Source organism: Streptomyces sp. NPDC050564, assembly GCF_044457265.1.
GTDB lineage: Bacteria > Actinomycetota > Actinomycetes > Streptomycetales > Streptomycetaceae > Streptomyces.
In genome coordinates this window covers 157718-182633 of record NZ_JBITGS010000007.1, presented here as the reverse complement: position 1 = coordinate 182633, position 24916 = coordinate 157718, and the positions used below count along the sequence as shown (strand labels likewise).

Sequence of the window (24916 nt, the reverse complement as noted above, 5' to 3'; positions counted from 1 at the left end):
CCGGGCGACCCGGCGACAGGGTGTCGCACGGGCGCGGCTCGACGTGTTGCCATCGGTCGGGTAACCGGGAAGCGTGTCCCGAAACGTCCCGTGCCCCGGCGTTTGGGTGCCCTGGCCAGGGGGACGCGGAAAGCCTCGTACGAGCGACACCGCCGGAGGCGAAAACGTGAGTCGACCCCGCATTCTGATCGTCGGTGCCGGTTTCGCCGGGTATCGGACGGCCCGCACTCTGTCGCGGCTGACCCGGCACAAGGCCGACATCACCCTTCTGAATCCGACCGACTACTTTCTGTATCTTCCCCTGCTGCCCCAGGTCGCCGCCGGGGTCCTGGAGCCACGCCGTGTCACCGTCTCGCTCTCGGGCACGCTGCCCCACGTACGGCTGGTGCTGGGTGAGGCCGACGGCGTCGACCTCGACGCGCGCACCGTGCACTACACGGATCCGGAGGGCGACGGGGGCACGCTGACGTACGACCGACTCGTGCTCGCCGTCGGCAGCGTCAACAAGCTGTTGCCGGTGCCGGGTGTCGCCGAGTACGCCCACGGCTTCCGGGGGCTGCCCGAGGCGCTGTATCTACGGGATCACGTGACCCGGCAGGTGGAGCTGGCCGCCGCGTCCGACGACCCCAAGCGCTGCGCCTCGCGGTGCACCTTCGTGGTGGTCGGTGCCGGATACACGGGGACGGAGGTCGCGGCGCAGGGGCAGTTGTTCACCGATGCGCTGATACGGAAACAGCCGCTGCGCGAGGGGATGCGGCCGCGCTGGCTGCTGCTCGACATCGCGCCGCGCGTGCTGCCCGAGCTGGACGAGCGGCTCTCGCGCACCGCCGACCGGGTGCTGCGGCAGCGCGGCGTCGACGTGCGCACGGGGACCTCGGTCCAGGAGGCCACGCCCAGCGGGGTCCGGCTCAGCGACGGGGAGTTCGTCGATACGAGGACGCTGGTGTGGTGTGTCGGGGTCCGGCCCGATCCGCTGGTCGACGGGCTCGGTCGGACCCTTGAGCGGGGGCGGCTGCTCGTTGATCCGTATCTTCAAGTGCCTGGCCAGCCAGAGGTGTTCGCGTGCGGGGACGCGGCCGCCGTACCCGATCTGGAGAAGCCGGGCGAGTACACGCCGATGACCGCTCAGCACGCCTGGCGGCACGGGAAGGTCGCGGGCCGCAATGTGGCCGCCTCGCTCGGCATCGGCGGCCGTCGCGCGTATCGCCACCGGGACCTGGGCTTCACCGTCGACCTCGGCGGCGCGAAGGCCGCCGCCAACCCGCTCGGCGTCCCGCTGCCGGGTCCGCTCGCCGGAGCCGTCACCCGTGGCTACCACCTCGCCGCGATGCCCGGAAACCGTATCCGCGTCGCGGCCGACTGGCTGCTGGAGGCCGTACTGCCGCGCCAGGCCGTGCAGTTGGGTCTGGTCCGCTCGTGGTCGGTGCCGCTGGACACTGCCTCGCCGGAGCTGGCGAGGGTGCCCGGCGTGCCCGGGAAGCCCGAGAGCCGACCGGAAGGAGAGTCGTCATGAACACCCGTCAACTCATCGATCTCGCCCAACAGTTGCGTGTGGACAGCGTGCGCGCCTCCGCCGCCGCCGGCTCCGGGCACCCCACGTCCTCCATGTCCGCCGCGGATCTGATGGCGGTTCTGATGGCCCGCCATCTGCGCTACGACTTCGAACGCCCCCACCACCCCGGCAACGACCGCTTCGTGCTCTCCAAGGGGCATGCCTCCCCGCTGTTGTACGCCGCGTACAAGGCGGCCGGGGCCATCAGCGAGACCGAGCTGCTCACCTTCCGCAAGCTGGGCAGCCGGCTCGAAGGGCATCCGACGCCGCAGCGGCTGCCATGGGTCGAGACGGCCACCGGCTCACTCGGACAGGGACTGCCCGTCGGGGTCGGCATCGCGCTGGCCGGGAAGCGCCTGGACCGTACGGGATACCGGGTCTGGGTCCTGTGTGGCGACAGCGAACTTGCCGAGGGCTCCATCTGGGAGGCCGCCGAGCACGCCGGATACGAGCACCTCGACAACCTCATCACGATCGTCGACGTCAATCGCCTCGGCCAGCGCGGGCCGACCCGGCACGGGCACGACCTGGACGCGTACGCCCGCCGGTTCCAGGCCTTCGGCTGGCACACCGTCGAGATCGACGGGCACGACGTCGACGCCATCGACCGCGCGTACGCCGAGGCCGAGTCCACCGCCGGACAGCCGACCGCGATCATCGCCCGCACGCTCAAGGGCAAGGGCGTCGCTTCGGTCCAGGACCGCGAGGGCCTGCACGGCAAGCCACTGCCGGACGCCGACGAGGCGATCGCGGAACTCGGCGGCGTGCACGACCGCCGGGTGGAGGTCCCCTCGCCGCCCGCCGCGAGGATGCTGCACGCCGTACGGTCCGGCCATCTCGACCTGCCCCGCTACGAGCTCGGCGACAAGGCCGCCACCCGTGACGCCTACGGACAGGCGCTCGCCGCGCTCGGCACCGCCCGCGGCGACATCGTCGCCCTGGACGGCGAGGTGAGCGACTCGACGCGTGCCGAGTTCTTCGCCAAGGAGCACCCCGACCGCTTCTTCGAGTGCTACATCGCCGAGCAGCAGCTGGTCGCGTCCGCGGTCGGCATGGCCGCGCGCGGCTGGGTGCCGTACGCCTCGACCTTCGCGGCCTTCCTCAGCCGTGCGTACGACTTCGTCCGCATGGCCGCAGTCAGCGGCTCCGGGATCAACCTCGTCGGCTCGCACGCGGGTGTCTCCATCGGCCAGGACGGGCCCTCGCAGATGGGCCTGGAGGACCTGGCGATGTTCCGCGCGGTGCACGGCTCGACCGTGCTGTACCCGTGCGACGCCAACCAGACCGCGAAGCTCGTCGGCACGATGGCGGGCCTGGAGGGCATCCGCTATCTACGCACCTCGCGCGGAGACACTCCCGTCATCTACAGCCCCACCGAGGAGTTCCCGGTCGGCGGCAGCAAGGTGCTGCGGGCCTCCGGCGAGGACCGGCTGACCCTGGTCGCGGCGGGTGTCACCGTCCACCAGGCCCTGGCCGCCGCCGAGGCGCTCGAGCGCGAGGGCATCCGGGTGAGGGTCGTCGACCTCTACTCGGTCAAGCCCGTCGACCGCACCACCCTGCGCGAGGCAGCCGAGGACACGCGGTGCCTCATCACCGTGGAGGACCATCGCGAGGAGGGCGGCATCGGCGACGCGGTCCTCGACGCCTTCCTCGACGGCCGTCCGGTGCCGCGTCTGGTGCGCCTCGCCGTGCGGACGATGCCGGGTTCGGCCACACCCGCCGAGCAACTGCACGCCGCGGGCATCGATGCGGAGTCGATCGCGGCGGCGGCGCGACTGCTGGTGGAGACGGCCATCGTGCCCTGACCGCTGTCGCGTCCAGGCCAGGCCCAAAAGGTCGTGACGGCCATTCATTCTCGAAGCCTCGAAGCGATGCCGTCCGCAAACCCCGTCCGCAAACCCCGTCCGCAAATCCCGTCCACGAACGCTGTCCGCAAAGAGCGTCCACGAACGCTGTCCGCAAAGAGCGTCCGCGAACACCGGCCGCAAAGAGAAACGGTGTCTACAAGAATCGACTGCAAAGACGAAGAACATGAAAAGCGGCCCGAGGCCTGAAAGCCAGACCTCGGGCCGCTCGGGGCGTTACTCCGCAGGGAACGCATTCACCACCGGTACCAGCGACCCCTGCCCCCCGAGGCGCTCGTGCCGCGCATCAGGAATCCGAGAAGCCATAGGACGAGAACCACCAGCGCTATCCACCACAGAAGTTTCACTGCGAAACCCGCGCCGAAGAGAATCAGCACCAGAAGCAGTACGAGCAGGATGGGAACCATAATGTGAACCTCCTGCTGACCGGGTTTCCCGAAGTGGCCGAATCAGACTTCCTTTCGGCAGAGAATTTCTCCGTGCAGTACGGAGAACCAGCTGTCCTCCTGCCGCCCCCACTCCCGCCAGGCGTCCGACACGGCCCGCAGCTGTTCCGTGGTCGTGTGGCCACCCTCCGTGGCGCGTTCCGCGTACGCCGAGGCCAGCGTGCGGTCCGCCCACAGGCCGCTCCACCATTCCCGTTCGTCCTCGGTGGCGAAGGTCCAGGTGCTCGACGTGGCCGTGATGTCCCGGATGCCGGCTGCCAGCGCCCACGATTTGAGGCGTCGGCCCGCGTCGGGCTCGCCGCCGTTGGCGCGGGCCACCCGCAGATACAGGTCCAGCCAGTCGTCCATGCCCTGTGACTGCGGGTACCAGGTCATCGCCGAGTAGTCCGAATCGCGGACCGCGATGAACCCACCCGGCTTGGTCACCCGGTACATCTCGCGCAGCGCCTGCACCGGGTCGCCCACGTGCTGCAGTACCTGGTGGGCGTGGACCACACAGAAGGTGTCGTCCGGATAGTCCAGCGCGTGGATGTCCGCGACCGCGAACCCGACGTTGTCCAGGCCGCGTTCGGCTGCCACGGCCCGGGCCCGGTCCAGGATCGCCGGCGCGTGGTCGACGCCCGTGACATGGCCGTCGGGAACCAGTTCCGCCAGGTCGGCGGTGATGGTTCCCGGGCCGCAGCCGATGTCCAGGATCTTCATGTGGGGCTTCAGCGAGTCGAGCAGGTACGCCGCCGAGTTGGCGGCGGTGCGCCAGGTGTGCGAACGCAGCACGGACTCGTGGTGGCCGTGCGTGTAGACGGCGGTCTCCTGCGACTTCGACATGACCGTTCCCCTTCGCGTCTTCTCGTCGGTTACGCGTCACCGTACGCGCGCATGTCGCATAGTGAGACCTGTGTCTTGCTATATGGACTCTCCAATTGGCCATATCCGACTGAATCGACTGCCGAGCGGACCGTTCAGCGAAGGGGCAGGGGGCGGTAGACGGTGAGCGCCTCGGGCATCTTCCGGATCGTCACCTCACCCTCCACCTCGGTGACTTCACCGTCGTACGCGAGGAGGGTGCCGGGGGCGACACCGTCCAGGTGCAGACGGCGCACTCGTACGGCGGCGTGGGCGGGTGAACGGGTGAGCGGGCCGGCGAAGGCGGCCGCCAGCAGGCGAACGGCGGGGCGGCGGCCACCGTGCACGACCCGCACGTCCAGCCGTCCGTCCGAGAGGTCGAAGCGGCGGGCCGGAGCGAGACCCAGGCGGTGATACGTCCCGTTGCCGGCGAACAGCAGCCACAACGGGTGCGTGCGGCCGTCCACTTCGGCGCGCAGCGGATGGTGGTCGGCGCGCAGGACGCGCAGGGCGCCGAGCACTCCGGCCGGCCAGCCGCCGATCCGCGGCGACCAGCGCTCCCGCTCCCTCACCAGTTCCGGATAGACGCCCAGGCTGCAGGTGTTGAGGAAGATGCCCTCGGTGGCGCCCGACGAGAACCGACCCACATCCACGCGCACCATGTCACCGTGCTGGAGGGCGCGGATCAGGTCGCGTTCGCCCTCCACGCCGAGGTCGTGGGCGAAGTGGTTGAGGGTACCGCCCGGGAGGACGGCCAGGGGGAGGCCGTGACGCAGGGCCACCGCGGCGGCGGTGTTCACCGTGCCGTCGCCGCCGCACACGCCGAGGACCCGAGCGCGGGACGCGGCCTTCTCCAACTCGTGCTGGATGTCGGACGGTTCGCACTCCACGATCTCCGCGTGCGGCAGGGCGTCACGCAGCGCGTTCACCCGGTCCGGGGTGCCGGCGCCCGTGTTCGCCACCATCACCAGGCCCTCGCCCTCCGGGAGGGCGGGCGCGTTCACGCGGGGGCGGCCGGGTGACGGGAGCTGGTCGCGGGTCGGGACCAGGCCGCGTACGGAGTAGGCGGCGCCCACGCCCAGGGCGGCGCCGGCGAGGACGTCGCTCGGGAAGTGGACGCCGGTGTAGACGCGGGAGAGGGCGACCGCGGCGGCGAGCGGTGCGATCGCCACGCCCCAGCCGCGGGACTCCAGCGCAACACCCGTCGCGAAGGCCGCGGCGGAGGCGGCGTGGCCCGACGGGAACGACGTGGTGATCGGCTGGCGCTTGAGCTGCCGGATCAGCGGGACGGGCTCCAGAGTCGGGCGGGGGCGGCGGACCGAGCGCTTGCCGAGGGTGTTGATGGTGGCGGAGGCGAGGGCGAGGGAAGCGAGGCCGCGGGCGGCGGCTCGGCGGGACCTGGGGGTGCGGCCGGCCGCGAGTGCCGTGGCTGTGGCGAGCCAGAGGGCGCCGTGGTTGGCGCTGCGGCTCAGCCTCGGGAGGAGGCGGTCGCAGCCTGGCCAGTGCCGGGCCGCTGCCGTCTCGAAGAGCCGGCAGTCCGCGGCGAGCAGGCGGTCCCTGAGGACTTGAGGCCCCGGGGGGCGGACGGTGAGGTCAACGTCTGGGGTCATGGCGGCGCGGGTACCCGGAACGAGCGTTTCCTCGCCCCCTCCGCCCCTGCCCGTCCCGACCTTGGGCTTGTCGCGCAGTTCCCCGCGCCCCTGAAAAGGGCCGCGGGGAACTGCGCGATCTTTTAGCGGGGGTCTGGGGGCCCGTCCCCCAGGGGCGGGACGGGCAGGGGCGGAGGGGGCGAGGAACCGTTGGCGGCGAGGCACCGAATACGCGTTTGCCCATTGCCCCCGCGTCCCCGGAGAATGCCGCCTCATGGGACATCTCGAAGCCGCGCATCTGGAGTACTACCTTCCCGACGGGAGGGCGCTGCTCGGCGACGTGTCGTTTCGGGTGGGGGAAGGGTCCGTGGTGGCCCTCGTGGGGCCGAACGGGGCCGGGAAGACGACGTTGCTGCGGCTGATCTCGGGGGAGCTGAAGCCGCACGGGGGGACCGTCACCGTGGGGGGCGGTCTGGGCGTGATGCGGCAGTTCGTGGGGTCCGTACGGGACGAGACGACCGTACGGGAGCTGCTCGCGTCCGTGGCGCCACCGAGGATCCGCGAGGCGGCCAAGGCCGTGGACGCCGCCGAGCACGCGATCATGACCGTGGACGACGAGGCCGCGCAGATGCGGTACGCGCAGGCGCTGTCCGACTGGGCCGAGGTGCGGGGGTACGAGTCCGAGACGCTCTGGGACATCTGCACGATGGCCGCGCTGGGCGTGCCGTACGAGAAGGCGCAGTGGCGGCTGGTGCGGACGCTGTCCGGGGGCGAGCAGAAGCGGCTCGTGCTTGAGGCCCTGCTGCGCGGCACCGACGAGGTGCTGCTGCTCGACGAGCCGGACAACTATCTCGACGTGCCCGGCAAGCGCTGGCTGGAGGAGCGGCTCAAGGAGACCCGTAAGACCGTTCTCTTCGTGTCGCACGACCGGGAGCTGCTGGCTCGCGCCGCCGAGAAGATCGTCAGCGTCGAGCCCAGTCCGACCGGTGCGGACGCCTGGGTGCACGGCGGTGGATTCGAGACCTATCACGAGGCGCGGCGGGAGCGGTTCGCGCGGTTCGAGGAACTGCGCAGGCGCTGGGACGAGAAGCACGCTCAGCTGAAGAAGCTGGTGCTGAATCTGCGTCAGGCGGCTTCCATCAGCCATGAGTTGGCGTCCCGTTACCAGGCCGCGCAGACCCGGCTGCGGAAGTTCGAGGAGGCCGGACCGCCTCCGGAGCCCCCGCGCGAGCAGGACATCAGGATGCGGCTGCACGGCGGACGGACCGGCGTCAGGGCCGTCACCTGCAAGGAACTTGAGCTCACCGGCCTGATGAAACCGTTCGATCTGGAGATCTTCTACGGCGAACGGGTCGCCGTGCTCGGCTCCAACGGCTCCGGCAAGTCGCACTTCCTGCGCCTGCTCGCCGGTGGCGACGTGGCGCACACAGGGGAGTGGAAGCTCGGTGCCCGGGTCGTCCCGGGGCACTTTGCGCAGACACACGCCCACCCCGAGCTGGAGGGACGGCCCCTGCTCGACATCCTGTGGACCGAGCACGCCCAGGACCGCGGTGCCGCCATGTCCCGGCTGCGCCGCTACGAGCTGACCGCGCAGGCCGAGCAGCGCTTCGAGAAGCTCTCCGGCGGCCAGCAGGCCCGCTTCCAGATCCTCCTGCTGGAGCTGGAGGGTTCCACGGCCCTGCTCCTCGACGAGCCGACCGACAACCTCGACCTTGAGTCGGCGGAGGCGCTCCAGGAGGGCCTGGAGGCGTACGAGGGCACCGTGCTCGCGGTCACTCACGACCGCTGGTTCGCGCGCTCGTTCGACCGCTACCTGGTCTTCGGCTCCGACGGCCGGGTCCGCGAGACCCAGGAGCCGGTGTGGGACGAGCGCAGGGTGGAACGGGCGCGCTAGTGCCGGGTCGGCCAAGGTTCGCCCCGAGGGCGCCCGACGGCGTGCCGCGCGGCCACTTCGAGCCCGAGCACGCACATACGGAGGCCCGGGACCCCGGATGTTCGTAGAGTGGAGGGAGACAGGTGAGTTCCATGGCTGCCTCCCGGACGCCGCTCGGGGCAACTGCTTGCCGGGCGGGTACGCGGAACGCACCGAGGACACGACGAGCGGGGTACCACCATGACCGGAGTCGACCCGGGCCGGCTGGACGACCAGCAGCTCATGAAAGAGCTGGAGAACATCCACCGCACGCGCCACGACACACTGCTGCACGGTTCGAACGACGCGCTGCGGACGCACAACGAGCGCATGGCCCAGCTCGAGGGCGAGTACCTGCGCCGCCACCCTCGCCGTCCCGTCACCGCAGGCCGCACGCGTGATGGTGCCCGGGAGCGGGGATGTGCCGGAGCGCCGCCGGCATGACGGGCACTAACCCACTGCTCACCCGGCACGCGGAGGCCCTCGACCTGTTCGGCGACCGCGTTCACACGGTCCGGGACGACCAGTGGGACGCCCTCACGCCCTGCGCCGACTGGGCGGTGCGGGATCTCGTCAACCATCTGGTCTCCGAACAGCTGTGGGTGCCCCCGATGGTCCGGGACGGCGCCACCGTCGAGGCGGTCGGCGACGTCTTCGACGGCGATGTGCTGGGCTCCGATCCGGCCACGGCCTGGGAGACGTCCGCCCGCGCCTCCCGGGACGCCTTCGCCGCACCAGGCGCACTCGACCACACCGTCCACCTCTCGTTCGGCGACACCACGGCCGCCTTCTACTGCGCTCAGATGGTGACCGACCTGGCCGTGCACAGCTGGGACCTGTCCCGGGCGATCGGCGCCGACGAGCGGCTGCCGGAGGACCTCCTGGAGTTCGCGGTGCGCGAGGTCACCCCGTACGCCGCCGACCTGGCGAAGACCGGGCTCTTCGCCGCGCCGGTGGAGCCGCCGCCCGGCGCCGATGCCCAGACCGAGCTGCTGTGTCTGCTGGGGCGTGTGCCCTAGCGGAGAGTCAGAGGGGCGCGGGACGGCTTCCTTCCGGAGGACCGACGTCGACCGGGCGCGCCGGATGATCGGCGAGCAGTTCTGCGCCAACTTCATGGATGTGCTGGGCGATACGACCGGTTCGACGCGCACTTGGACCTCGTACGCTGCGGATCGGTGACCCTCGGTGTCCTCAACTGCGGTGCCGATGTGCGCATCCGCAGCGAACTCGGCGCCCACCAAGGCACCGGCCCTTCGCGCCCGACCTCGACACCGTCGGCGCTTCGGGTGCAGCCGGGTGCGGTTCGTGCGGGCGTTCGCCGAGGCCGGGCCCGAGGCGGCGGACCTGCTGGAGCGTCCCCTCGTCGCCGCGCCGCTCCACGACGTGCCGGTGCACGCGTTGATGCCGAGCGTCGGGGCACGGCCACTGGGACGAACTCGACCGACCCGCACACCCGTTGCGGTCCGCCCCCGTCAGGCGGGCCCTCGACGCCATCCACGAGTGCCCCGAACACCCCTTCACCGCCGCCGGACTCGCCGCCGGGGCACGCGTCGGGGTGCGTCGGCTCCAGGAAGCGTTCCGCCACTACGTGGGTCTGTCCCCGATGGCGCATCTGCGCGAAGTGCGGCTGGCCCGGGTCCACGAGGAACCGCGCCCGGCCGCGCCCGGACGAGTCGGGCGTCAGCGAGGTCGCCCACCGCTGGGGCTCCGGCCACCTGGGGTTCGCCGCGCAGGACCGGGGCCCGCTCCATCCGCGGGCGCGGCCACGACGGACCCCGGCGGGCTCCGGCCGGGCACCTACCCTGCCGGGTCGGACTCCTCGGCCGGGCCCGGTCGCTCCCCCCGGCATTGCGCGACCGGGCGGCCCCGGGCACGCATAGCACGCATGGCCACGTGTCACGCCGCCTGACGTGTGAACGCCTCCAGGAGCGCCTCGCGGAACGCCTTGAGATCGGCCGGCTTACGGCTGGTGATCAATGTGTTGGGCCCCTGCTGACAGACGTGCACGCGCTCGTCGACCCAGGTGCCGCCCGCGTTGCGGATGTCCGTGCGCAGGCTCGGCCAGGACGTGAGCACACGGCCCCGGACCACGTCGGCCTCGACGAGCGTCCAGGGGGCGTGGCAGATCGCGGCGACCGGACGGCCCTGCTCGAAGAAGTCGCGTACGAAGGACACGGCCCGCTCGTCCAGCCGCAGGGCGTCGGGATTGGCCACGCCGCCCGGCAGGACGAGCCCGTCGAAGGACTGGGCCGACACGTCGGCGACGACCTCGTCCACAGGGAACGTGTCCGCCTTGTCGAGATGGCGGAACGCCTGGATCCGCCCGGGCCCGGTGGACACGAGGACGGGCTCACCGCCCGCGTCCCGCACCGCCTGCCGGGGATCGGTGAGTTCGATCTGCTCGACGCCCTCCGGCGCCATCAGAAACGCGATACGCATGGTTGCTCCATCTCCTGTCCCGGCCGTCAGAGAGGTGGGCGCGGTGTGCCGGGCCGCCGCTCCGGCGCGGCGCGGCTGATGTCGGCGAGTGCCGAGCCCGGGTCCTGCGCCACCGCGAGGTCGCCGAGGCTCACCATGCCCACCGGCCGACCGTCCTCGACGACCGGCAGCCGGCGTACGGCGTGCGCGCGCATCAGCCCGATCGCGGTGGACACGGCGTCGTCCGGGCCGATCACCACCGGATGGGGGGTGCACACGGCCTGGGCGCTCACGGTCAGCGGATCGGCGCCGTCGGCTACGGCGCGCAATGCGATGTCACGGTCGGTGAGGACCCCGATCAGCTCGTGGTCGGCCACCAGGACATCGCCGATGTCCTGGGCCCGCATCAGTTGCGCGGCCTCGACGAGCGAGGCGTCCGGGCTGACCGCGACGACTCCCGGCGTCATGACTTCCCTGACGAAATCTGCCATGGCTGTTGGGCCTTCCTGCGTTCCCCGGCTGCGGGGGTGCGGGTACGTCGGCGGGACGACGGCCGCAGTACCCCCGAGCCGGGCACTCATGCCTTTCCCTTCCGGTCAGCCGACGCGCACGACCGCTTCGGCCAGCTCGTGTGCCGTGGTGTAGCGCGCCTTGTGCGGCAGTCGCTCCAGCGCCTCGACCAGTACGTCCGGCGCGTGCTTGTCCCGCAGCAGGCCGGTCAGCTCGCGGGGCCCCGCGGGGAACGGCGTACGGCCCAGCAGCCGCGCCAGTTCGAGCCGCACCGTCTCGACGGAGGCGGTCGCACGGCCCGGTGCCACGGGTCCACCCGCGATCTCCGGGTCGTCGTCGGCGGTCGGCTCCGGATCGTGCCACTCCTCGGTCCGGGTGGGGTGCCCCGACCTGAGCAGCTCTCGTAGTTCGTGCTTCATCTCTTCGTCCCGGTGGACGCTCAGCCGGTCGCTGCCTCGCTGCATGACTCCCTCCAGATGTTCGGGGGTGGTGATCGCGTACCCGTGGACCGGGAGTCGACACGTCCCTCAGCTGTCACCAACCGCCCCACTTCGGTAGCCGTGTGTGTTTGCTCCGCATGACTCGGGGCAGACGCACTCCCAGTGCTTCGGACAGGAGGCACGTCCGTGGGAGCGGCGACCGTCGCCACGGATGTGTCTGTCCGGCACATCCGCGTATTCCCACGGTGACTGCCCAACTCAAGGCACACCCAAGGGAGTTGCGACGCACCATGCGAACTCAAGCGAGCGCGAAGCATCATCCGCACGACGACGCCCCCGATACCGCGGAGGCATTCCGCAAGCTCGCCACGCTTCCCCCGGGCCAGCAGCGCGACACGCTCCGTGAGGAGATCGTCGAGGCCTGGCTGCCGATGGCCGAACGGCTCGCGGGGCGGTTCCGCAGCCGCGGCGAGAGTTACGAGGATCTGCGCCAGGTCGCGGCGCTCGGCCTGGTCAAGGCCGTCGACCGCTACGACCCCGAGCTCGGCAACGCCTTCGAGAGCTACGCCGTGCCGACCATCACCGGTGAGATCAAGCGCCACTTCCGCGACCACATGTGGACCCTGCACGTGCCGCGTCGCGTCCAGGACCTGCGCAACCGGGTGCGGTTCGCCAGCCAGGACCTGTCGCAGACCATCCCGGGCCGCAGGCCCACCGTCGCCGAGATCGCCGAGCGCGCCCGGATGAGCGAGGAGGACGTGCTGACCGGCCTGGAGGCCCTGGAGAGCTTCACCGCGCTCTCCCTGGACGCCGAACTCCCGGGCAGCGAGGACGGCTACTCGCTCAGCGACGCCCTCGGCTCGCCCGACCCGGCCCTCGACACCGTGATCGACCGCGAGGCCGTCAAGCCCCGCCTGCAGGCTCTGCCCGAGCGGGAACGCGTCATCCTCTACATGCGGTTCTTCGGCGACATGACGCAGAGCAGCATCGCCGACGAGCTCGGTATCTCCCAGATGCACGTCTCCCGGCTGATCAGCCGCTGCTGCAACCGGCTGCGCGACCAAGTGATGCGCGACGTGGCGTAGCGCCCGGCCCGCGGTTCAGTTCAACCGCGCCATGGCCAGCGCGATATGACGGGACATCATGTCCATCGCCTGCGCCTCGGCCATCGAGAACGCCAGCCGTGCGCCGCCGCGGAACAGCGTCAACACCCCCCGTACGGGCCCGGATTCAGTGGTCAGTGGCACGCACAGCAGCGACGTCACATTCGCGCGTACGAGGACGGGGGCGCCCGAGGTGTCGCACCCGAAGGCGTCCGGGTCCTCGGGGCGCACCTGAAGGGTCGTGGAACCGCCGCGTGCCGCCTCGACGACGAGGGGGCACGCGGCGGGATCCTGCCCGGCCACGGCCGCCACCTCCTCGGCGCGCTCCGGCGGTCCCAGGACGGTCGTACGGGACAGTCGCGCGGCTCCGGCGTCGGCCACCACCCAGTCCGCGAACCGCCCGTGCAGTACCCCGGCCGCCCGTGCGAGCACCGCGGACCGGTCCTCGCCGGGCGCGCTCAGCAGCGCAGTGGTCATCGCGTCCACCAGGTCCATCAGCGCGGCGTGCCGGGTGGTCTCGGAGAGGTTCGGCATCGCAGGGCCCGGCACGTTCCCCTCCGACGGCCCCTGGAAATCGCCGGGCTGCAGAACGACGAGGACGGCGGTGCGGGGTTCCCCGCTGGGCCGCAGAGCGGTCAGCGTCGCGCGCACCGGTACCGACGGCTGCTGCTGGAGGTGAACGGTGAGACCGCGGTCGCCCTCGCCGCGTGCCACCGCCGCCGCCTGCGAGCGGAACGCGGCACGGTCGGCGTGGGCGAGGAACCCGGTCAGCGGCCGGCCGGTCGCATAGCCCGCCCTCACTCCGGTGAAGGCGGTCGCCGCGAAGTTCAGTCTGCGCACCACCGTCTCGCGGTCCACCAGCGCGACGGGCACCGGCACCCGCTGGAAGAGCGCCTTGAGAAGTTGCTGTTCCTGACGGTCCACCGCGGCCGCCCCGGACGGGCTGTCCGAGGACAGGCGCTGGAACCACGGCCACAACTGGTCGGCCACATGGTCGAGTTCGAAGATCGCCGCGTCGAGGACCGTCGGGAGGTCGTCGGGCGGCATGGACCGCGACGCCTTCAACTCCGCAACACGGCGTACGAAATCCGCAAGGTCTTCACCGAATTCGTCCGTCTGCGCCATGCGATGAACGTAACCCGAGCGGCGTATTCCGCGGGCGGCGGGAGCCGAACCCGACGAACTTGTTTTTCACGCAGGTGAGGGGGGAAGGCGTCGCGGAGACGACGAGAGGAGGAGTGAACCATGCCGGACACCGATCAACTCGACCATCTGGGAACGGAATCGCCCGAGTCCGCCCTTCCAGGAAGGAGGCTCTCGGAACTCGCCGAGCAGGCCGTACGCTGCACCACCGACTGCTGCGGTGCCAGCAGCATGGTGTGCGAAGGCGGCGCCGAGCGGCCCGCCGCGGTGACCCACCCCGACCTCGCCGGACTCGTCTCGGTGCAGCTCCGCTCCGGCGACGGGCCGATCCCGGCCGCCCTGGAGCGCGGTGAGCCCGTCGACTCGGCTGACCTGCTGCGCGAGGAGCGCTGGCCGGAGTACCGCGCCATGGCCCTCGACGCGGGCGTGCGCTCCAGCGTCACCATCCCCTTCCGGCGCTCCGGGCTGACCATCACCCTCAGCCTCTACAGCTTCCGGCCCGGCGCCCTGGAGGACGCCCCGCGCGGTCCCGCCCGCGCACTGGGCGACCTCGCCGCGACCTGTCTGCTCCGCGACCGCTCCTACCGCGCCGCGCTCACCGAGCTCGACCAGCTGGGTACCGCGCTGCGCACCCGGCCGGTCGTCGACCAGGCGTGCGGCATCGTCATGCATGTGCTCGGCTGCGACGCGGACACGGCCTTCGGGGTACTGCGCCGCATCTCGCAGGGCACCAACCGCAAACTGTCCGACGTCGCCTCGGCCGTCGTGGACAAACGCGGCCGGGGACTGGAGAAGCAGCTCGTCCCCCTCTCCGACTGACAGGTCGTGGGAGGCGGACCACGGGCCCGGGCGGGCGACCTGCCTCGGGTCCGTGGCAGGCGGCGGTCTTCTTACCCCTGGGGTCACCCGCTCGGGCGTCCGTGTCCCGCGAATGGTGCCCGGCCGCGCGCGCCGCGCCGCCGGGCGGGCTGTGATGGGCCACGGGGGGCACGACGGCCGTGCCCCCCGGGAAAGCCGCCCGGCCGAAGGAGCCCATCCCATGCGCCGTACCGCCCGTGCCCTGTCCGCCACCGCCCTGGCCGGTGCCGCCCTTGGCGCCGCCGCGTCGGCCGCGTCCGCGGATCCGGCCGCGGAGGTCAGCCCGGGGTCCGTCGAACCCGGTGGCACCGTCACCGTCTCCGTCACCTGCGACGGAATCGAGGGATCCCCGCCCGACTTCATCGACGCCACCTCGGAGGGCTTCGAGGAGGGCAAGGTTCAGCTGCGCCGGGTGGAGAGCGCCGGGCAGAGCGCGGCGGGCGCCGCCGCCTATCGGGGCACGGCCCGTGTCCCGCAGGGGGGCGACGTCGACGGCGGTCCCGGCACGGTGGGCGCGGCGTTGGAGTGGGGCGTCGACGGCGCGTGCCCCGGGGCCACGGGCGGCCGGCAGCAGAAGTGGAAGGCCTCGTACACCGTGGCCCGTGGCAACACCGCGGCGAGCGGTACCGCGCAGAGCCTCCCGGCAGACAACGCCGTAGAGGGCCCACTGGAAAGCGACGCCGGTCAGAGTCTTCCGGACAGTGCTGCCGGTCAGAGTCTTCCGGACAGTGCTGCCGGTCAGAGTCTTCCGGACAGCGGCACCGTGGCACGCACGCCGGACAACGGCACTGTGGCACGCACGCCGGACAGCGGCACTGTGGCACGCACACCGGACAGCGGCACTGTGGCACGCACACCGGACAGCGGCACCGTGGAGCCCCCGTCGGACAGCGGCACAGGGCAGCGCCTGCCCGAAGGCGACACCGCAGGGCGCCTCCCGGACAGCGACACCGATCAGAGTCCTCCGGACAGCGACGCCGGTCAGAGTCCTCCGGACAGCGATTCCGGTCAGAGCCCTCCGGACAGCGACGCCGTGGAGCGCCCGCCCGAAAGCGGTAGCGGGCAGCGCCCACCGACCATTGAGGGCGGGGTGCAGGCCGGGGAGGGCGGCGCCTTCACCGACTCCGTCCCGGCGCTGGTCGCCGGGAGCATCCTGATCGCGGGCGCGCTGGGCGCGGCCGTCCACCGACTGCGCCGCAAGGACAGGTCCCGCCGACGACTGAGGCTGTGACGGCACAACAGGACCGCCGCCCATGGGGTGGCCCCACCCTGGGTACGGAGAGGCCGAGGGTGCGAGCGGCACCGTAAGAGAGGCTGTACGAAGGGACAAGGAACACCTCAAGACCGTACGGAGCCAGGAGCACCGGAGAGGGGCACGGCAGCGGCGATGGGGGCCGTTGCACCGGCGACACGGCACGGCACCACGGACTGCGCGGAGGAACGTATGCGGCGGACGCATCCGGAAGGGCACGGCCCCGTCCGTTACGGTCCGCCGCTTCCCGATCAGGGCCTGCCCGTGCTGCCGGAACTCCGCTCCGTGCTGGCCGCCGCCGCGGACCGCGCCCACGCCGAGCCCTCCGGCGGCGGACCCGCGCTCCTCGACGCGGCCTGTGCCTACTGGAGCCGACGCGGACTGCCTGCCGCACACGACCGGGTGGCCGCCGCACCCGGTGCCCCCGCGCTGCTCCTCGCGCTGACCGGGGCGCTCGGCGGCGACGTCCTCGTGCCCCGCCCGTGCGCCGCCTGGTGGGCGCCGCAGGTACGGCTGTTGGGCAGATCCGTGTTCCATGTCGCGACGCCCGCGGAGTGCGGGGGCCTTCCGGATCCGTACGCCCTCCTGGAAACCGTCCGCAGAGTCCGGGCCGAGGGCGGCGAACCGCGGCTGCTCGTGCTCTCCGTGGCCGACGACCCCACCGCGACCGTCGCGCCGCCCGAGGTCGTCCACGAGACCGTGGAGGCCGCGCTGGGCGAGGGGTTGCACATCGTCAGCGACGAGACCTGGCGCGACACGCTGCACCAGGCGCACGACACGGTGCTGCTCAGCCCCGCCGAGATGCTCCCCGACGAGGTCACCGTCCTCTCGGACCTCGCGGGCGCCTTCCTGCCGGAGGGCTGGCCGGCCGCCGTCGCACGCTTCCCGGCCACCGAGTCCGGGATCGGGCTGCGCGCCCGTGTCCTCGACGTGCTCACCGTGCTCGGCGCACGGGTTGCCGAACCGGTCGCCGCGGCGGCCGCGTATGCGCTCGACGAGCCCGCCGCGATCACGGAACGGCTCACCGCCGCCGTCCACCTGCACGCGCGCGTGGCCGCCGCCGCGCACCACGCGGTGGTCGGTGCGGGCGCCGTCTCGCGGCCCCCGCAGGCCGGCAGACACCTGTACGTGGACCTCGGCCCGCTGCGCTCCGCGCTCGGCGCGCACGGCGTGGGCGACGCCCAGGATCTGGAGGACTTCCTGACCGCCCGGCTCGGCATGCCCGCGCCGGGCGGCCACCGGTTCGGCGACGACCTCGCGTCGCTGAGGGTGCGCCTGGGCACCGGGCCGCTGCTCGGCGCCACGGACGAGGAGCGGGCGGAATGCCTCACGTCACCCTCGCCGTTGGAACTGCCGCATGTGCAACGCGCGTTGACCCTGTTGGGGTCGGCCTTCGACGATCTCCGCGACGACGCTCAGCGATGGGAGCCTCCTCGATGACGCAGCAGTCCGAGTCGACCACGAGCACGACTACGACCACGCAGGACGCCGACGATCCGGCGTCCTCTTCGGCCGCGGCGGCGGCCGGGCACGTCTCTCCCGCCGTCCCTCTTGTCCCTGTCGGTCCTCTCGTTCCTGTCGGTCCCCTCGCCGAGCCCCGTCCGCTCGGCGAGCGGCGTGTCTGGCCGCGGTCCTTCGTGGACCGGCTGACCGCACCGCTGCCCGGGCTGCGGGCCTTCGCCCGGTTCGCCCGTGAGGGAGCGTTGCGGCCGGGGGCCGAGGGGCTCGCCGACATTCCGCGGCTGCCCTTCGCCCCGGGGCCACTACCCCGGGTCGACGCGCGTACGGTTGCCGTCTCCTGGGCGGGGCACGCGAGTTGGGTGATCCGGATCGGTGGGCTCACCGTTCTCACCGACCCGGTCTGGTCCCGCAAGATCCTCGGTACCCCGGCCCGGATCACGCCGGTCGGTGTGGCCTGGAGCGCGTTGCCGCGCGTCGACGCGGTCGTCATCAGCCACAACCACTACGACCACCTGGACGCGCCGACTCTGCGCCGGCTTCCGCGCGACACACCGGTGTTCGCACCGGCCGGCCTCGGCCGGTGGTTCAGGCGCCGCCGGTTCACCCAGGTCACCGAGCTGGACTGGTGGGAGGCGGCCGAACTGCGCGGCGTCCGCTTCGACTTCGTCCCCGCCCACCACTGGTCCAAGCGCAGCCTGACCGACACCTGTCGCACGCTGTGGGGCGGCTGGGTCCTCACCGCGCCCGACAAGCAGCGCGTGTACTTCGCGGGCGACACGGGGTACGGACACTGGTTCGCCCGCATCGGCCGGCGCTACCCGGGCATCGACCTGGCCTTGTTGCCGATCGGTGCGTACGACCCCCGGTGGTGGCTCAGCGACGTCCACTGCGACCCGGAGGAGGCGGTGCGGGCGACTCTCGACCTCGGCGCCGAGCGGATGGCGCCCATGCACTGGGGCAGCTTCGTCCTCTCCGCCGAGCCCGTCCTGGAACCGCTGACGCGCGTACGGGCGGCCTGGGAGAAGGCTGGGCTGGCCCGCGAGGCGCTGTGGGACCTGCCGGTGGGGGCGTCGCGGGTGCTGGCCTGAGGGTTCCCCGCGCCCTAAAAGGGGCGCGGGGAACTGCGCAATCTTTGAGGGGGTCTGGGGACGCGGCCCCCAGGTACGGGACGGGTAGGGGCGGAGGGGGCGAAATCCCCGGCCGTGGGCTACGCGGCCGGCCTCCGCACTCTCCGCCACACGCTCGGGGCCACGCTGATCGCCAGCGTGAGCGCCACCGCGGCGACCACCCCCTCCCACGGCTCGCTGAAGAGGGACCCGCCGAGGATGCCGATCAGCTGGTACGTCACCACCCAGGCGAGGCAGGCGGGGACGTCGCCGCGCGCGAAGGTGCGCAGGGGCATCTTCGCCATGAGACAGGCGAGCATGACCGGAATGCGGCCGGCCGGGACCAGACGGGAGAGGACGAGCACCGCGATGCCGTGGTAGCTCAGCTTCTCCTGTGCCTGGGCGAGCCGGTCCTCGGGGGCGCGATCGCGGAGGTTCTCCAGCCAGCGCGAGCCGTTCTTGGACCGCATACCGCGCTGACCGAGCCAGTACAGCGCGACATCGCCGAGGAACGCCGCGAGCGCCGCCACGGCGAAGACCATCAGCAGCGCGAACGGCGCCGTCTGATGAAAGGCGACCACAGCCGCCGAACTCACCAGCGCACCCGTCGGCACCACCGGCACCAGCGCGCCGATCAACACCAGCAGAAACAGCGAGGGATAACCGATCGCCTGCTGCGTGGACTCCGGCGCCGGGGTCGTGGCGGCCGCGGTCAGGAAGAACACGGGGTGACCTCCGGCCGCGTGCCCTCACCGGGTGCCGCTATGTGTGCGGGGGGTTCCGACAGGAACGTCACCGCGCGACCTCCGGACGTACGCTCTCGCCATGTTCGAGGCGGTGCACCGTGACCTGGGGCGCGCGCTCGGCGGCGAGGCGTACGAACTCCTCGCCCGGCGCGTGGAATTCATGGGGGCGCACGGCGTCCATCCCGATCGGCCAGTACGTGCCGTAGTGCACCGGCACGGCGCTCAGCGGCATCAACTGGGCGAGTGCCTCCGCGGCGCGCCCCGCGTCGAGGTGGCCCTCCCCGAGGTACGGCCCCCATCCGCCCACCGGCAGCAGCGCCACGTCGACCGGCCCGACCTCCTCGGCCATCGACGCGAACAGCCCGGTATCGCCTGCGAAGTACGTGCGCGCCTCCCCTTCGACCACGTACCCGACGGCGGGGGAGCGGTGCGGCCCGACGGGCAGTCGCCGTCCGTCGTGACGTGCCGAGACGGTGCGTACGACCAGGTCACCGACCTGGGTACGGTCGCCGGGCGCCACCTCGACGATCCGGAGACGGTCCAGCCTGCGCAGTCCGGGCACCGCCCGCGGCGCGCCCTTCGGCACCAGCAGCCACGTACCGGGCGCGAGCTTCGCCAGCGAGGGCAGGTGCAGATGGTCGGCGTGCAGATGGGACACGAGTGCCACGTCGGCGACCGCTGCCCGGTGCGGGGGCGGCGCCCCGCGCCTGCGCCGAAGGTGTGCGAGTCGGCGCGCGAAGAGCGGGTCGGTGAGCACGCGTGTTCCGGCGTCCTGAAGCGTGCAGGTGGCGTGTCCCCACCAGGTGATCTCCACCGGCACCTCTTTGCCTCCTTCGCGCGACTCCCCCCGAGCCTACGGGCAGGAGTAGGGTCGGCGGCGAAACCCGGAGGTGAGGGGGACGCCATGGGAGACGCGCGCGGTGCCTCCGGCACGCACGCCCTTGAGCGCTCGCTCGAACGGGGCGGCTCCGCGTCGCTTCGCGTCACGGCGATCGCGAGCCTGACGCCCCTGGAGGAGCTGGACGCGGACCCCTTCCTCGTCGACTCCCGCAGCCAGCACGCGATGTGCGCCCGCTGGGCCGCCGAGCACGGCTACGTGGTCACGAGGGAGCTCCTCGTGCGTGGTCTACGCCCCGACCACCGCACTCTGTGGGCGGACGTCGAGGCGGGCCTCGTCGATCTGTTCGTCGCGCCGAGCCGGCGTGTGCTGGAGCGCGCCCTCGCCTCGGTCGACGAGTTCACCGCCGAGTGCAGGCGTCGCGGCGTACGGGTCGAGACGGTCGGCTGTGCGGAACCGGCGTACGACGCCCAGATGAAGGCGCGGGTCCACCGCCGTCTGTCGATGCCGACGGCGGGGTACGACGGCCGCTGACCCCTCCGTCCGGGGACATCCGGCCCCACCCGGCCGTTGTGACAGGGTGGGAGCAGGCTTGGTCGACCGGGCGGGCCGGGACGTGAGGTGGACTGGGCGTGGGTGGAGGACGATGGCGACGGGTCCTCAGCGGAGTGTGGCGCAGCATCACGGTGTGGGCCGTGTCCACGGTCACGATGCTCGTCCTGGCCGGGGCGCTGCCGGACTTCCAGTTGCAGTCGGACAGCGGGGACAGCGCCACGCAGATCGCCGTCACCGCGGCGGCCGGCGCGGGCGTCTTCGGTCTGCTGTCCTCGCTCGTGTGGCCCCTGCTGGTCAGGGCGTTGCTGCTGGTGCCCGCCCTCGTGCTCGGACTGCTCGTCTTCTTCCTCAACGGGTCCCTGCTGCTGATCGCCCTGCGGATCAGCCCCTCCGGGCAGGGTGAGGTCGCCCCCGAGACGGCCGTGGTCGTCGCGGCGGTGATGTCCGCCGTCGCCTCGGCCACGGGTGGTGCCCTGGCCGTGCGGGACGACGACGCGTACCGGCGCAGGCTGTACCGGCTCGCCGACCGGCGCCGCAGGCGCGCCGCAGGACGGGCCGGGCCCTCGACCCCCGGCGCCGTGTTCATCCAGCTCGACGGCGTGGGCCACGACGTCCTGGAGAGTGCCATCGGCAAGGGGCTCATGCCGACCGTCGCGGAGTGGCTCGGCGGCAGGCGGCCCACCCACCGGCTCACCCCCTGGCGCACCGACTGGTCCAGCCAGACCGGCGCCAGCCAACTCGGCATCCTGCACGGCAGCAACCACGACATCCCGGCCTTCCGGTGGTACGAGAAGGACAGCGGCGAGGTCATGGTCTGCAATCGGCCCAGCAGCGCCGCCGAACTCCAGCGCCGCGCGATCGGGTACACCGGCGACGGGGGGCTGCTCACCGTGGACGGCGCCAGCCGGGGCAACCTCTTCAGCGGCGGTGCCGACGAGTTGGCCCTCGTACTGTCCATCGCGGCGCGCAGGGGCAAGGAGAACCGCTCCAGGGCTGGCTATTTCGCCTACTTCAGCGACCCCGCCAACGCCGTCCGCACCGCCATGTCCCTCGTCGCCGAGGTCTTTCGAGAGATGGGCCAGTCCACGGGGGCCCGGCTGAAGAAGCGGCGCCCGCGCGTCAAGCGCGGTGGGCTGTACCCTTTCGTCCGAGCCTTCGCCACCGTCGTCGAGCGGGATGTCGTCGTCGCCGCGGTGATCGGCGACATGCTCGTCGGGCGCAACGCGATCTACGCGGACCTGGTGGCGTACGACGAAGTGGCGCACCACTCCGGGCCGCACAGCCGGGACGCCGAGAAGGTCCTGGAGCGGCTCGACCGCTCGCTCGCGCTGATCGCGAAGGTCGCCGAGCACGCGCCGCGGCCGTACCGGATCGTGCTGCTGTCCGACCACGGCCAGAGCCCCGGTGAGACCTTCCTGACCCGCTACGGCCTCACCCTCGGCAATCTGGTCCGCGCGGGCTGCGGGCTGCCCGTGCCGCGCAAGGCGCAGCGCACGCACAGCGGTGCCGAGGCCCGGGCCGCCGTGCGGGCCGCGCTGCGCAGGCCGGTCGAGGAGGGCGGCGAGCGGCACCGTCCCTCGCGGCGCCGCTCCGAGCCCATCGTGCTGGCCTCCGGCAACCTCGGCCTGGTCTCCTTCCCCGACGTGCCGCACCGGATGAGCCGGGAGGAGATCGACCGGCGCCATCCCGCGCTGCTGTCCACGCTCGCCAACCACCCCGGCGTCGGCTTCGTGCTGGTCCGCAGCGAGGAGCACGGCGGTCTCGTGCTCGGCGCGAACGGTGCGGAGGTGCCGGTGGACGAGCTCGACGACGCACGTCCGGGTCCGCTCGCCGACTTCGGGCCCGGCGCCGCCGACGCGATACGGCGCACGCATTCGTTCCCGCACGTCGCCGACATCATGGTGAACTCCTGGTACGAACCCGGAGAGGGCGAAGTCCTGGCCTTCGAGGAGCAGATCGGCTCGCACGGCGGACTCGGCGGGGCCCAGGCACGGCCCTTCCTGCTCTCCCCGGTGGCGCTGTCCGCACCGGTCGAGGACGAGGGCGAACTCGTCGGTGCGGAGCACGTGCACCGCATACTGCGGCGGTGGCTGCGCGAGTGCGACGGCCCCCAGGTGCCACTGGCGGCACGCTCGAACGAGCGTGCCGCCCGACTGCCTCCGCCTGCCGACTCGGCAGCCTGAACACCGCTGCCTGCCGGCTCGGCGGCCCTGAGCGCTTCGGCCCGCCCACTCGGTGGGCCTGTGTACTGCTGCCTGTCGGTTCGGCGGCCTGAGCGCTTCGGCCCGCCCACTCGGTGGGCCTGTGTACTGCTGCCTGTCGGCTCAGCAGTCCTGTACACCTCTGCCCGCCGACTCAGCAGTCCTATGTCCTGTGCATCGCTGCCTGCCGGCTCAGCGGGCCAATGGAGCGACCACCCAGCGCTGCGTCTTGTACATGCTGTCCTGCTGCCCGATCTCGATCAGCTTGCGGGCGGCCGGGAACGCTTCGTTGCCTTCGATCTCGTAGCCGACCTGCATGGTGCCCGGCACGTCCCGGATCTCCAGCTGCTCGTGGATCTCGGCGGCGGAGCGCTGCTCGTCGGAGCCCACCACGGCGAGGTGCTGGACCAGCCTCAGCTGGGCCGCGGCCAGCGACTCGGCCGGGTCGCGCGGGAGCGGTGCCGTCGCGGCGCGCATCCCCTGCCCGGACGGCGGTGCGACCATCGAACTCGGCGTCCGGGTCGAACCCGCCGCCTCCCGCGTCGACAGGTGCGCCTGCACGACCGTGCCGTCGTTGTCGAGTGCCACGCGGATCTCGCCGCGCCCGGGTGTGATGACGGGCACGCCGTCGAAGGCCTGACGGAAGGTCACATGTGTCTGCACCGAGACGGGTTCACCAAGCTGCGAGCCGTCCTTCGTGCCGGAGTTCTGCCACAGGTCGTGCACGCCGTCGACGATCAACTCGACGCCGTCCGCGTGCTGTTCGGCGAAGGCCCGGGCCAACTCCACGGCTCGACCGGTGTCCAGCTGGGTGGTGTTGCGGTGGTTGGCCTCGGCGAGCTTGACCCAGCGCGCGGCGAGCGGCGCCGTGGCAACGTACCGGTCGCCGGAGTTGGCGCTCAGCACACCCTGCCGCTCGACCTGGACCTCCTGGAGCGCGGCGGCCGGGAAGCTCGCCGCCTGCCCGAGCTTCGTGAGTTCCGCACTCGGGTCGCGCGGCACCAGCTGAACGGTCTGCGCCGGTACGGCGGTCGCCGCCTCACGCAGGCTGCTGCGGGCGTAGTACCAGCGCCACGCGTACCAGGCGTCGGAGACGTGCTCGCGGAAGAACGTCCGCTCGGAGTTGAGGCGGTTGGTCGCCTCCGCCTGGGTCGGCCCGGTCGCGCAGACCGAGGGCGCCTGCCCGTGGTAGATGTCCCAGGACGCGTTCAGCCAGGCGTCGCAGTACGTCTGTCCGGCCCGCCACTTCTCCCAGAACTTCTTGCCGTAGTCCGGGCTGTCGATGCTCGTCGTCTCGAAGCCGAAGATCATCCGGGAGCCGAGGTTGGGGCCCGCCCAGGTGCGCACGGGGGAGTGCCCGTCGAGGACACGCAGCGAGTTGCAGGTGGACCAGAAGACGTAGTTCGCCTTCTCGTTGCCGAACCCCATCCGGTTCGAGATCGCGTCACTGCGGCTGTCCCACACCGCGCCGAGCGGCGCGAAGAACACGCCGTTGCCGTCCATGCCGCCGTGCCCGGAGTGGTAGACGGCGACCACGGCGTCCACGCCGTAGCGGTCCTGCCAGTTGTCGTACGTCTCCTCGTACGCCCACACCTGCACGCCGCCGTCGGCGAACCAGAAGTTCCGGTCGTAGAACTGCTGGAGATAGGCGAGCCACCCCGTGGCGTCCTCGTGCGTGTGCGAGAGCGGGTTCTGGTTCACGAACTTCTGGATGCTGAACGCACCCCACCAGCCGAACGTCGAGTCACGGTCGGCCGCGCCGGGCTTTCCGGAATCGAGTGGTGACGGACCACGGTCCGCGTAGATCATGCGCATGGTCAAACCCCCTGATGGTCCACCTCGCCGCGCTCGGTCCCAGAGGGGCGAGGAGGCCTCAAAATGTCACCGGCGCGGGGGTTTGCCCAGCGCGCATACCGGCCATCGCGGCCGTGCCCCGGGCATGGCACGGCGCCCCACCGGTCGCTCGTGGACAGCCGCTCCGGTGGTACGGAGGGAGTCCGGTGCGCCGGAAAATGGGCTGCGGCGAACGGACGCCGGTGCCCACACTGTTCGTATCGGACACCGCGCACCTGCGGGCC

The 24916-nt window shown here is 72.0% G+C and carries 22 protein-coding genes; 12 read left to right on the top strand and 10 right to left on the bottom strand.

Going from position 1 to position 24916, the window contains the following annotated elements; translation table 11 throughout:
• Positions 1–166 precede the first annotated feature (166 nt).
• Positions 167–1513, top strand: a complete 1347-nt coding sequence (locus ACIBK0_RS13640; protein WP_399079013.1) for an NAD(P)/FAD-dependent oxidoreductase — start codon at positions 167–169, stop codon at positions 1511–1513.
• On the top strand, positions 1510–3357 hold the full coding sequence (locus ACIBK0_RS13635; RefSeq protein WP_399079011.1) for a transketolase: 1848 nt from the start codon (positions 1510–1512) through the stop codon (positions 3355–3357). Before ACIBK0_RS13640 ends, ACIBK0_RS13635 begins: the two co-directional genes overlap by 4 nt.
• 296 nt (positions 3358–3653) lie before the next feature.
• Here the strand turns inward: ACIBK0_RS13635 and ACIBK0_RS13630 are convergent, their stop codons facing one another.
• The 3 genes from ACIBK0_RS13630 to ACIBK0_RS13620 form a co-directional block, all read right to left on the bottom strand.
• Positions 3654–3824: a hydrophobic protein gene (locus ACIBK0_RS13630; RefSeq protein ID WP_189191051.1), complete on the bottom strand. Its 171-nt coding sequence runs from the start codon at positions 3822–3824 to the stop codon at positions 3654–3656.
• A 42-nt stretch (positions 3825–3866) separates the two neighbouring features.
• Positions 3867–4688, bottom strand: coding sequence for a class I SAM-dependent methyltransferase (locus ACIBK0_RS13625; protein ID WP_399079008.1), 822 nt, complete (start codon positions 4686–4688; stop codon positions 3867–3869).
• 134 nt (positions 4689–4822) lie between these two features.
• Positions 4823–6316 (bottom strand): bifunctional phosphatase PAP2/diacylglycerol kinase family protein, encoded by a 1494-nt coding sequence (locus ACIBK0_RS13620; RefSeq protein WP_399079006.1) that lies wholly within the window; start codon positions 6314–6316, stop codon positions 4823–4825.
• A gap of 253 nt (positions 6317–6569) precedes the next feature.
• Between ACIBK0_RS13620 and ACIBK0_RS13615 the strand changes: the two genes are divergently transcribed.
• The 3 genes from ACIBK0_RS13615 (at position 6570) to ACIBK0_RS13605 (ending at position 9226) form a co-directional block, all read left to right on the top strand.
• Positions 6570–8189 carry an ATP-binding cassette domain-containing protein gene (locus ACIBK0_RS13615; protein WP_399079004.1) on the top strand — a complete coding sequence of 540 codons (1620 nt, stop codon included), beginning with the start codon at positions 6570–6572 and terminating at the stop codon, positions 8187–8189.
• A 219-nt stretch (positions 8190–8408) separates the two neighbouring features.
• Positions 8409–8651 carry a DUF6158 family protein gene (locus ACIBK0_RS13610; protein ID WP_399079002.1) on the top strand — a complete coding sequence of 81 codons (243 nt, stop codon included), beginning with the start codon at positions 8409–8411 and terminating at the stop codon, positions 8649–8651.
• Positions 8648–9226 (top strand): TIGR03086 family metal-binding protein, encoded by a 579-nt coding sequence (locus tag ACIBK0_RS13605; protein WP_399079000.1) that lies wholly within the window; start codon positions 8648–8650, stop codon positions 9224–9226. The genes ACIBK0_RS13610 and ACIBK0_RS13605 overlap by 4 nt, the downstream gene beginning before the upstream one ends.
• A gap of 877 nt (positions 9227–10103) precedes the next feature.
• Here the strand turns inward: ACIBK0_RS13605 and ACIBK0_RS13600 are convergent.
• The 3 genes from ACIBK0_RS13600 to ACIBK0_RS13590 form a co-directional block, all read right to left on the bottom strand.
• Positions 10104–10646 carry a type 1 glutamine amidotransferase domain-containing protein gene (locus ACIBK0_RS13600; RefSeq protein WP_399078998.1) on the bottom strand — a complete coding sequence of 181 codons (543 nt, stop codon included), beginning with the start codon at positions 10644–10646 and terminating at the stop codon, positions 10104–10106.
• 26 nt (positions 10647–10672) lie between these two features.
• Positions 10673–11116 (bottom strand): CBS domain-containing protein, encoded by a 444-nt coding sequence (locus tag ACIBK0_RS13595; RefSeq protein WP_399078996.1) that lies wholly within the window; start codon positions 11114–11116, stop codon positions 10673–10675.
• A gap of 105 nt (positions 11117–11221) precedes the next feature.
• A complete protein-coding gene (locus ACIBK0_RS13590; protein WP_399078993.1) occupies positions 11222–11599 on the bottom strand; it encodes a DUF2795 domain-containing protein in 378 nt (125 codons plus the stop codon).
• 266 nt (positions 11600–11865) lie between these two features.
• Between ACIBK0_RS13590 and ACIBK0_RS13585 the strand changes: the two genes are divergently transcribed.
• A complete protein-coding gene (locus tag ACIBK0_RS13585; RefSeq protein ID WP_399078991.1) occupies positions 11866–12660 on the top strand; it encodes an RNA polymerase sigma factor SigF in 795 nt (264 codons plus the stop codon).
• A gap of 15 nt (positions 12661–12675) precedes the next feature.
• Here the strand turns inward: ACIBK0_RS13585 and ACIBK0_RS13580 are convergent, their stop codons facing one another.
• Entirely contained in the window at positions 12676–13803 is a 1128-nt protein-coding gene (locus tag ACIBK0_RS13580) for a PAS domain-containing protein (RefSeq protein WP_399078989.1), read from the bottom strand.
• Positions 13804–13923: 120 nt separating this feature from the next.
• On the opposite strand from ACIBK0_RS13580, the gene ACIBK0_RS13575 reads away from it, so the two are divergent.
• The 4 genes from ACIBK0_RS13575 (at position 13924) to ACIBK0_RS13560 (ending at position 18480) form a co-directional block, all read left to right on the top strand.
• The gene (locus tag ACIBK0_RS13575) at positions 13924–14640 is read left to right on the top strand and encodes an ANTAR domain-containing response regulator (protein ID WP_399078987.1); all 717 of its coding nucleotides are present in this window, start codon (positions 13924–13926) and stop codon (positions 14638–14640) included.
• Between the two features lie 220 nt (positions 14641–14860).
• Positions 14861–15910 carry a hypothetical protein gene (locus tag ACIBK0_RS13570; protein WP_399078985.1) on the top strand — a complete coding sequence of 350 codons (1050 nt, stop codon included), beginning with the start codon at positions 14861–14863 and terminating at the stop codon, positions 15908–15910.
• A gap of 213 nt (positions 15911–16123) precedes the next feature.
• Complete coding sequence (locus ACIBK0_RS13565; RefSeq protein ID WP_399078983.1) at positions 16124–17371, top strand: aminotransferase class I/II-fold pyridoxal phosphate-dependent enzyme; 1248 nt, start codon at positions 16124–16126, stop codon at positions 17369–17371.
• The gene (locus tag ACIBK0_RS13560; protein WP_399078981.1) at positions 17368–18480 is read left to right on the top strand and encodes an MBL fold metallo-hydrolase; all 1113 of its coding nucleotides are present in this window, start codon (positions 17368–17370) and stop codon (positions 18478–18480) included. The genes ACIBK0_RS13565 and ACIBK0_RS13560 overlap by 4 nt, the downstream gene beginning before the upstream one ends.
• A 119-nt stretch (positions 18481–18599) precedes the next feature.
• Here ACIBK0_RS13560 and ACIBK0_RS13555 read toward each other — a convergent pair whose 3' ends face one another.
• Positions 18600–19223 (bottom strand): DedA family protein, encoded by a 624-nt coding sequence (locus tag ACIBK0_RS13555; RefSeq protein ID WP_399078979.1) that lies wholly within the window; start codon positions 19221–19223, stop codon positions 18600–18602.
• A 67-nt stretch (positions 19224–19290) separates the two neighbouring features.
• Positions 19291–20064, bottom strand: a complete 774-nt coding sequence (locus ACIBK0_RS13550; protein WP_399078977.1) for an MBL fold metallo-hydrolase — start codon at positions 20062–20064, stop codon at positions 19291–19293.
• A gap of 84 nt (positions 20065–20148) precedes the next feature.
• Here ACIBK0_RS13550 and ACIBK0_RS13545 point away from each other — a divergent pair, with 84 nt between their 5' ends.
• Positions 20149–20616 carry a hypothetical protein gene (locus tag ACIBK0_RS13545; protein ID WP_399078975.1) on the top strand — a complete coding sequence of 156 codons (468 nt, stop codon included), beginning with the start codon at positions 20149–20151 and terminating at the stop codon, positions 20614–20616.
• 98 nt (positions 20617–20714) lie between these two features.
• Positions 20715–22820, top strand: coding sequence for an alkaline phosphatase family protein (locus tag ACIBK0_RS13540; protein ID WP_399078973.1), 2106 nt, complete (start codon positions 20715–20717; stop codon positions 22818–22820).
• Between the two features lie 210 nt (positions 22821–23030).
• Here the strand turns inward: ACIBK0_RS13540 and ACIBK0_RS13535 are convergent, their stop codons facing one another.
• Entirely contained in the window at positions 23031–24653 is a 1623-nt protein-coding gene (locus ACIBK0_RS13535; RefSeq protein ID WP_399078971.1) for a DUF6345 domain-containing protein, read from the bottom strand.
• Between the last annotated feature and the right edge of the window lie 263 nt (positions 24654–24916).

Coding starts and splice junctions, on each gene's coding strand:
- ACIBK0_RS13625 (WP_399079008.1), bottom strand. CDS start 4,688: ATGTCGAAGTCGCAGGAGACCGCCGTCTACACGCACGGCCACCACGAG.
- ACIBK0_RS13590 (WP_399078993.1), bottom strand. CDS start 11,599: ATGCAGCGAGGCAGCGACCGGCTGAGCGTCCACCGGGACGAAGAGATG.
- ACIBK0_RS13600 (WP_399078998.1), bottom strand. CDS start 10,646: ATGCGTATCGCGTTTCTGATGGCGCCGGAGGGCGTCGAGCAGATCGAA.
- ACIBK0_RS13585 (WP_399078991.1), top strand. CDS start 11,866: ATGCGAACTCAAGCGAGCGCGAAGCATCATCCGCACGACGACGCCCCC.
- ACIBK0_RS13610 (WP_399079002.1), top strand. CDS start 8,409: ATGACCGGAGTCGACCCGGGCCGGCTGGACGACCAGCAGCTCATGAAA.
- ACIBK0_RS13560 (WP_399078981.1), top strand. CDS start 17,368: ATGACGCAGCAGTCCGAGTCGACCACGAGCACGACTACGACCACGCAG.
- ACIBK0_RS13635 (WP_399079011.1), top strand. CDS start 1,510: ATGAACACCCGTCAACTCATCGATCTCGCCCAACAGTTGCGTGTGGAC.
- ACIBK0_RS13630 (WP_189191051.1), bottom strand. CDS start 3,824: ATGGTTCCCATCCTGCTCGTACTGCTTCTGGTGCTGATTCTCTTCGGC.
- ACIBK0_RS13570 (WP_399078985.1), top strand. CDS start 14,861: ATGCGCCGTACCGCCCGTGCCCTGTCCGCCACCGCCCTGGCCGGTGCC.
- ACIBK0_RS13565 (WP_399078983.1), top strand. CDS start 16,124: ATGCGGCGGACGCATCCGGAAGGGCACGGCCCCGTCCGTTACGGTCCG.
- ACIBK0_RS13575 (WP_399078987.1), top strand. CDS start 13,924: ATGCCGGACACCGATCAACTCGACCATCTGGGAACGGAATCGCCCGAG.
- ACIBK0_RS13580 (WP_399078989.1), bottom strand. CDS start 13,803: ATGGCGCAGACGGACGAATTCGGTGAAGACCTTGCGGATTTCGTACGC.
- ACIBK0_RS13535 (WP_399078971.1), bottom strand. CDS start 24,653: ATGCGCATGATCTACGCGGACCGTGGTCCGTCACCACTCGATTCCGGA.
- ACIBK0_RS13620 (WP_399079006.1), bottom strand. CDS start 6,316: ATGACCCCAGACGTTGACCTCACCGTCCGCCCCCCGGGGCCTCAAGTC.
- ACIBK0_RS13595 (WP_399078996.1), bottom strand. CDS start 11,116: ATGGCAGATTTCGTCAGGGAAGTCATGACGCCGGGAGTCGTCGCGGTC.
- ACIBK0_RS13605 (WP_399079000.1), top strand. CDS start 8,648: ATGACGGGCACTAACCCACTGCTCACCCGGCACGCGGAGGCCCTCGAC.
- ACIBK0_RS13615 (WP_399079004.1), top strand. CDS start 6,570: ATGGGACATCTCGAAGCCGCGCATCTGGAGTACTACCTTCCCGACGGG.
- ACIBK0_RS13545 (WP_399078975.1), top strand. CDS start 20,149: ATGGGAGACGCGCGCGGTGCCTCCGGCACGCACGCCCTTGAGCGCTCG.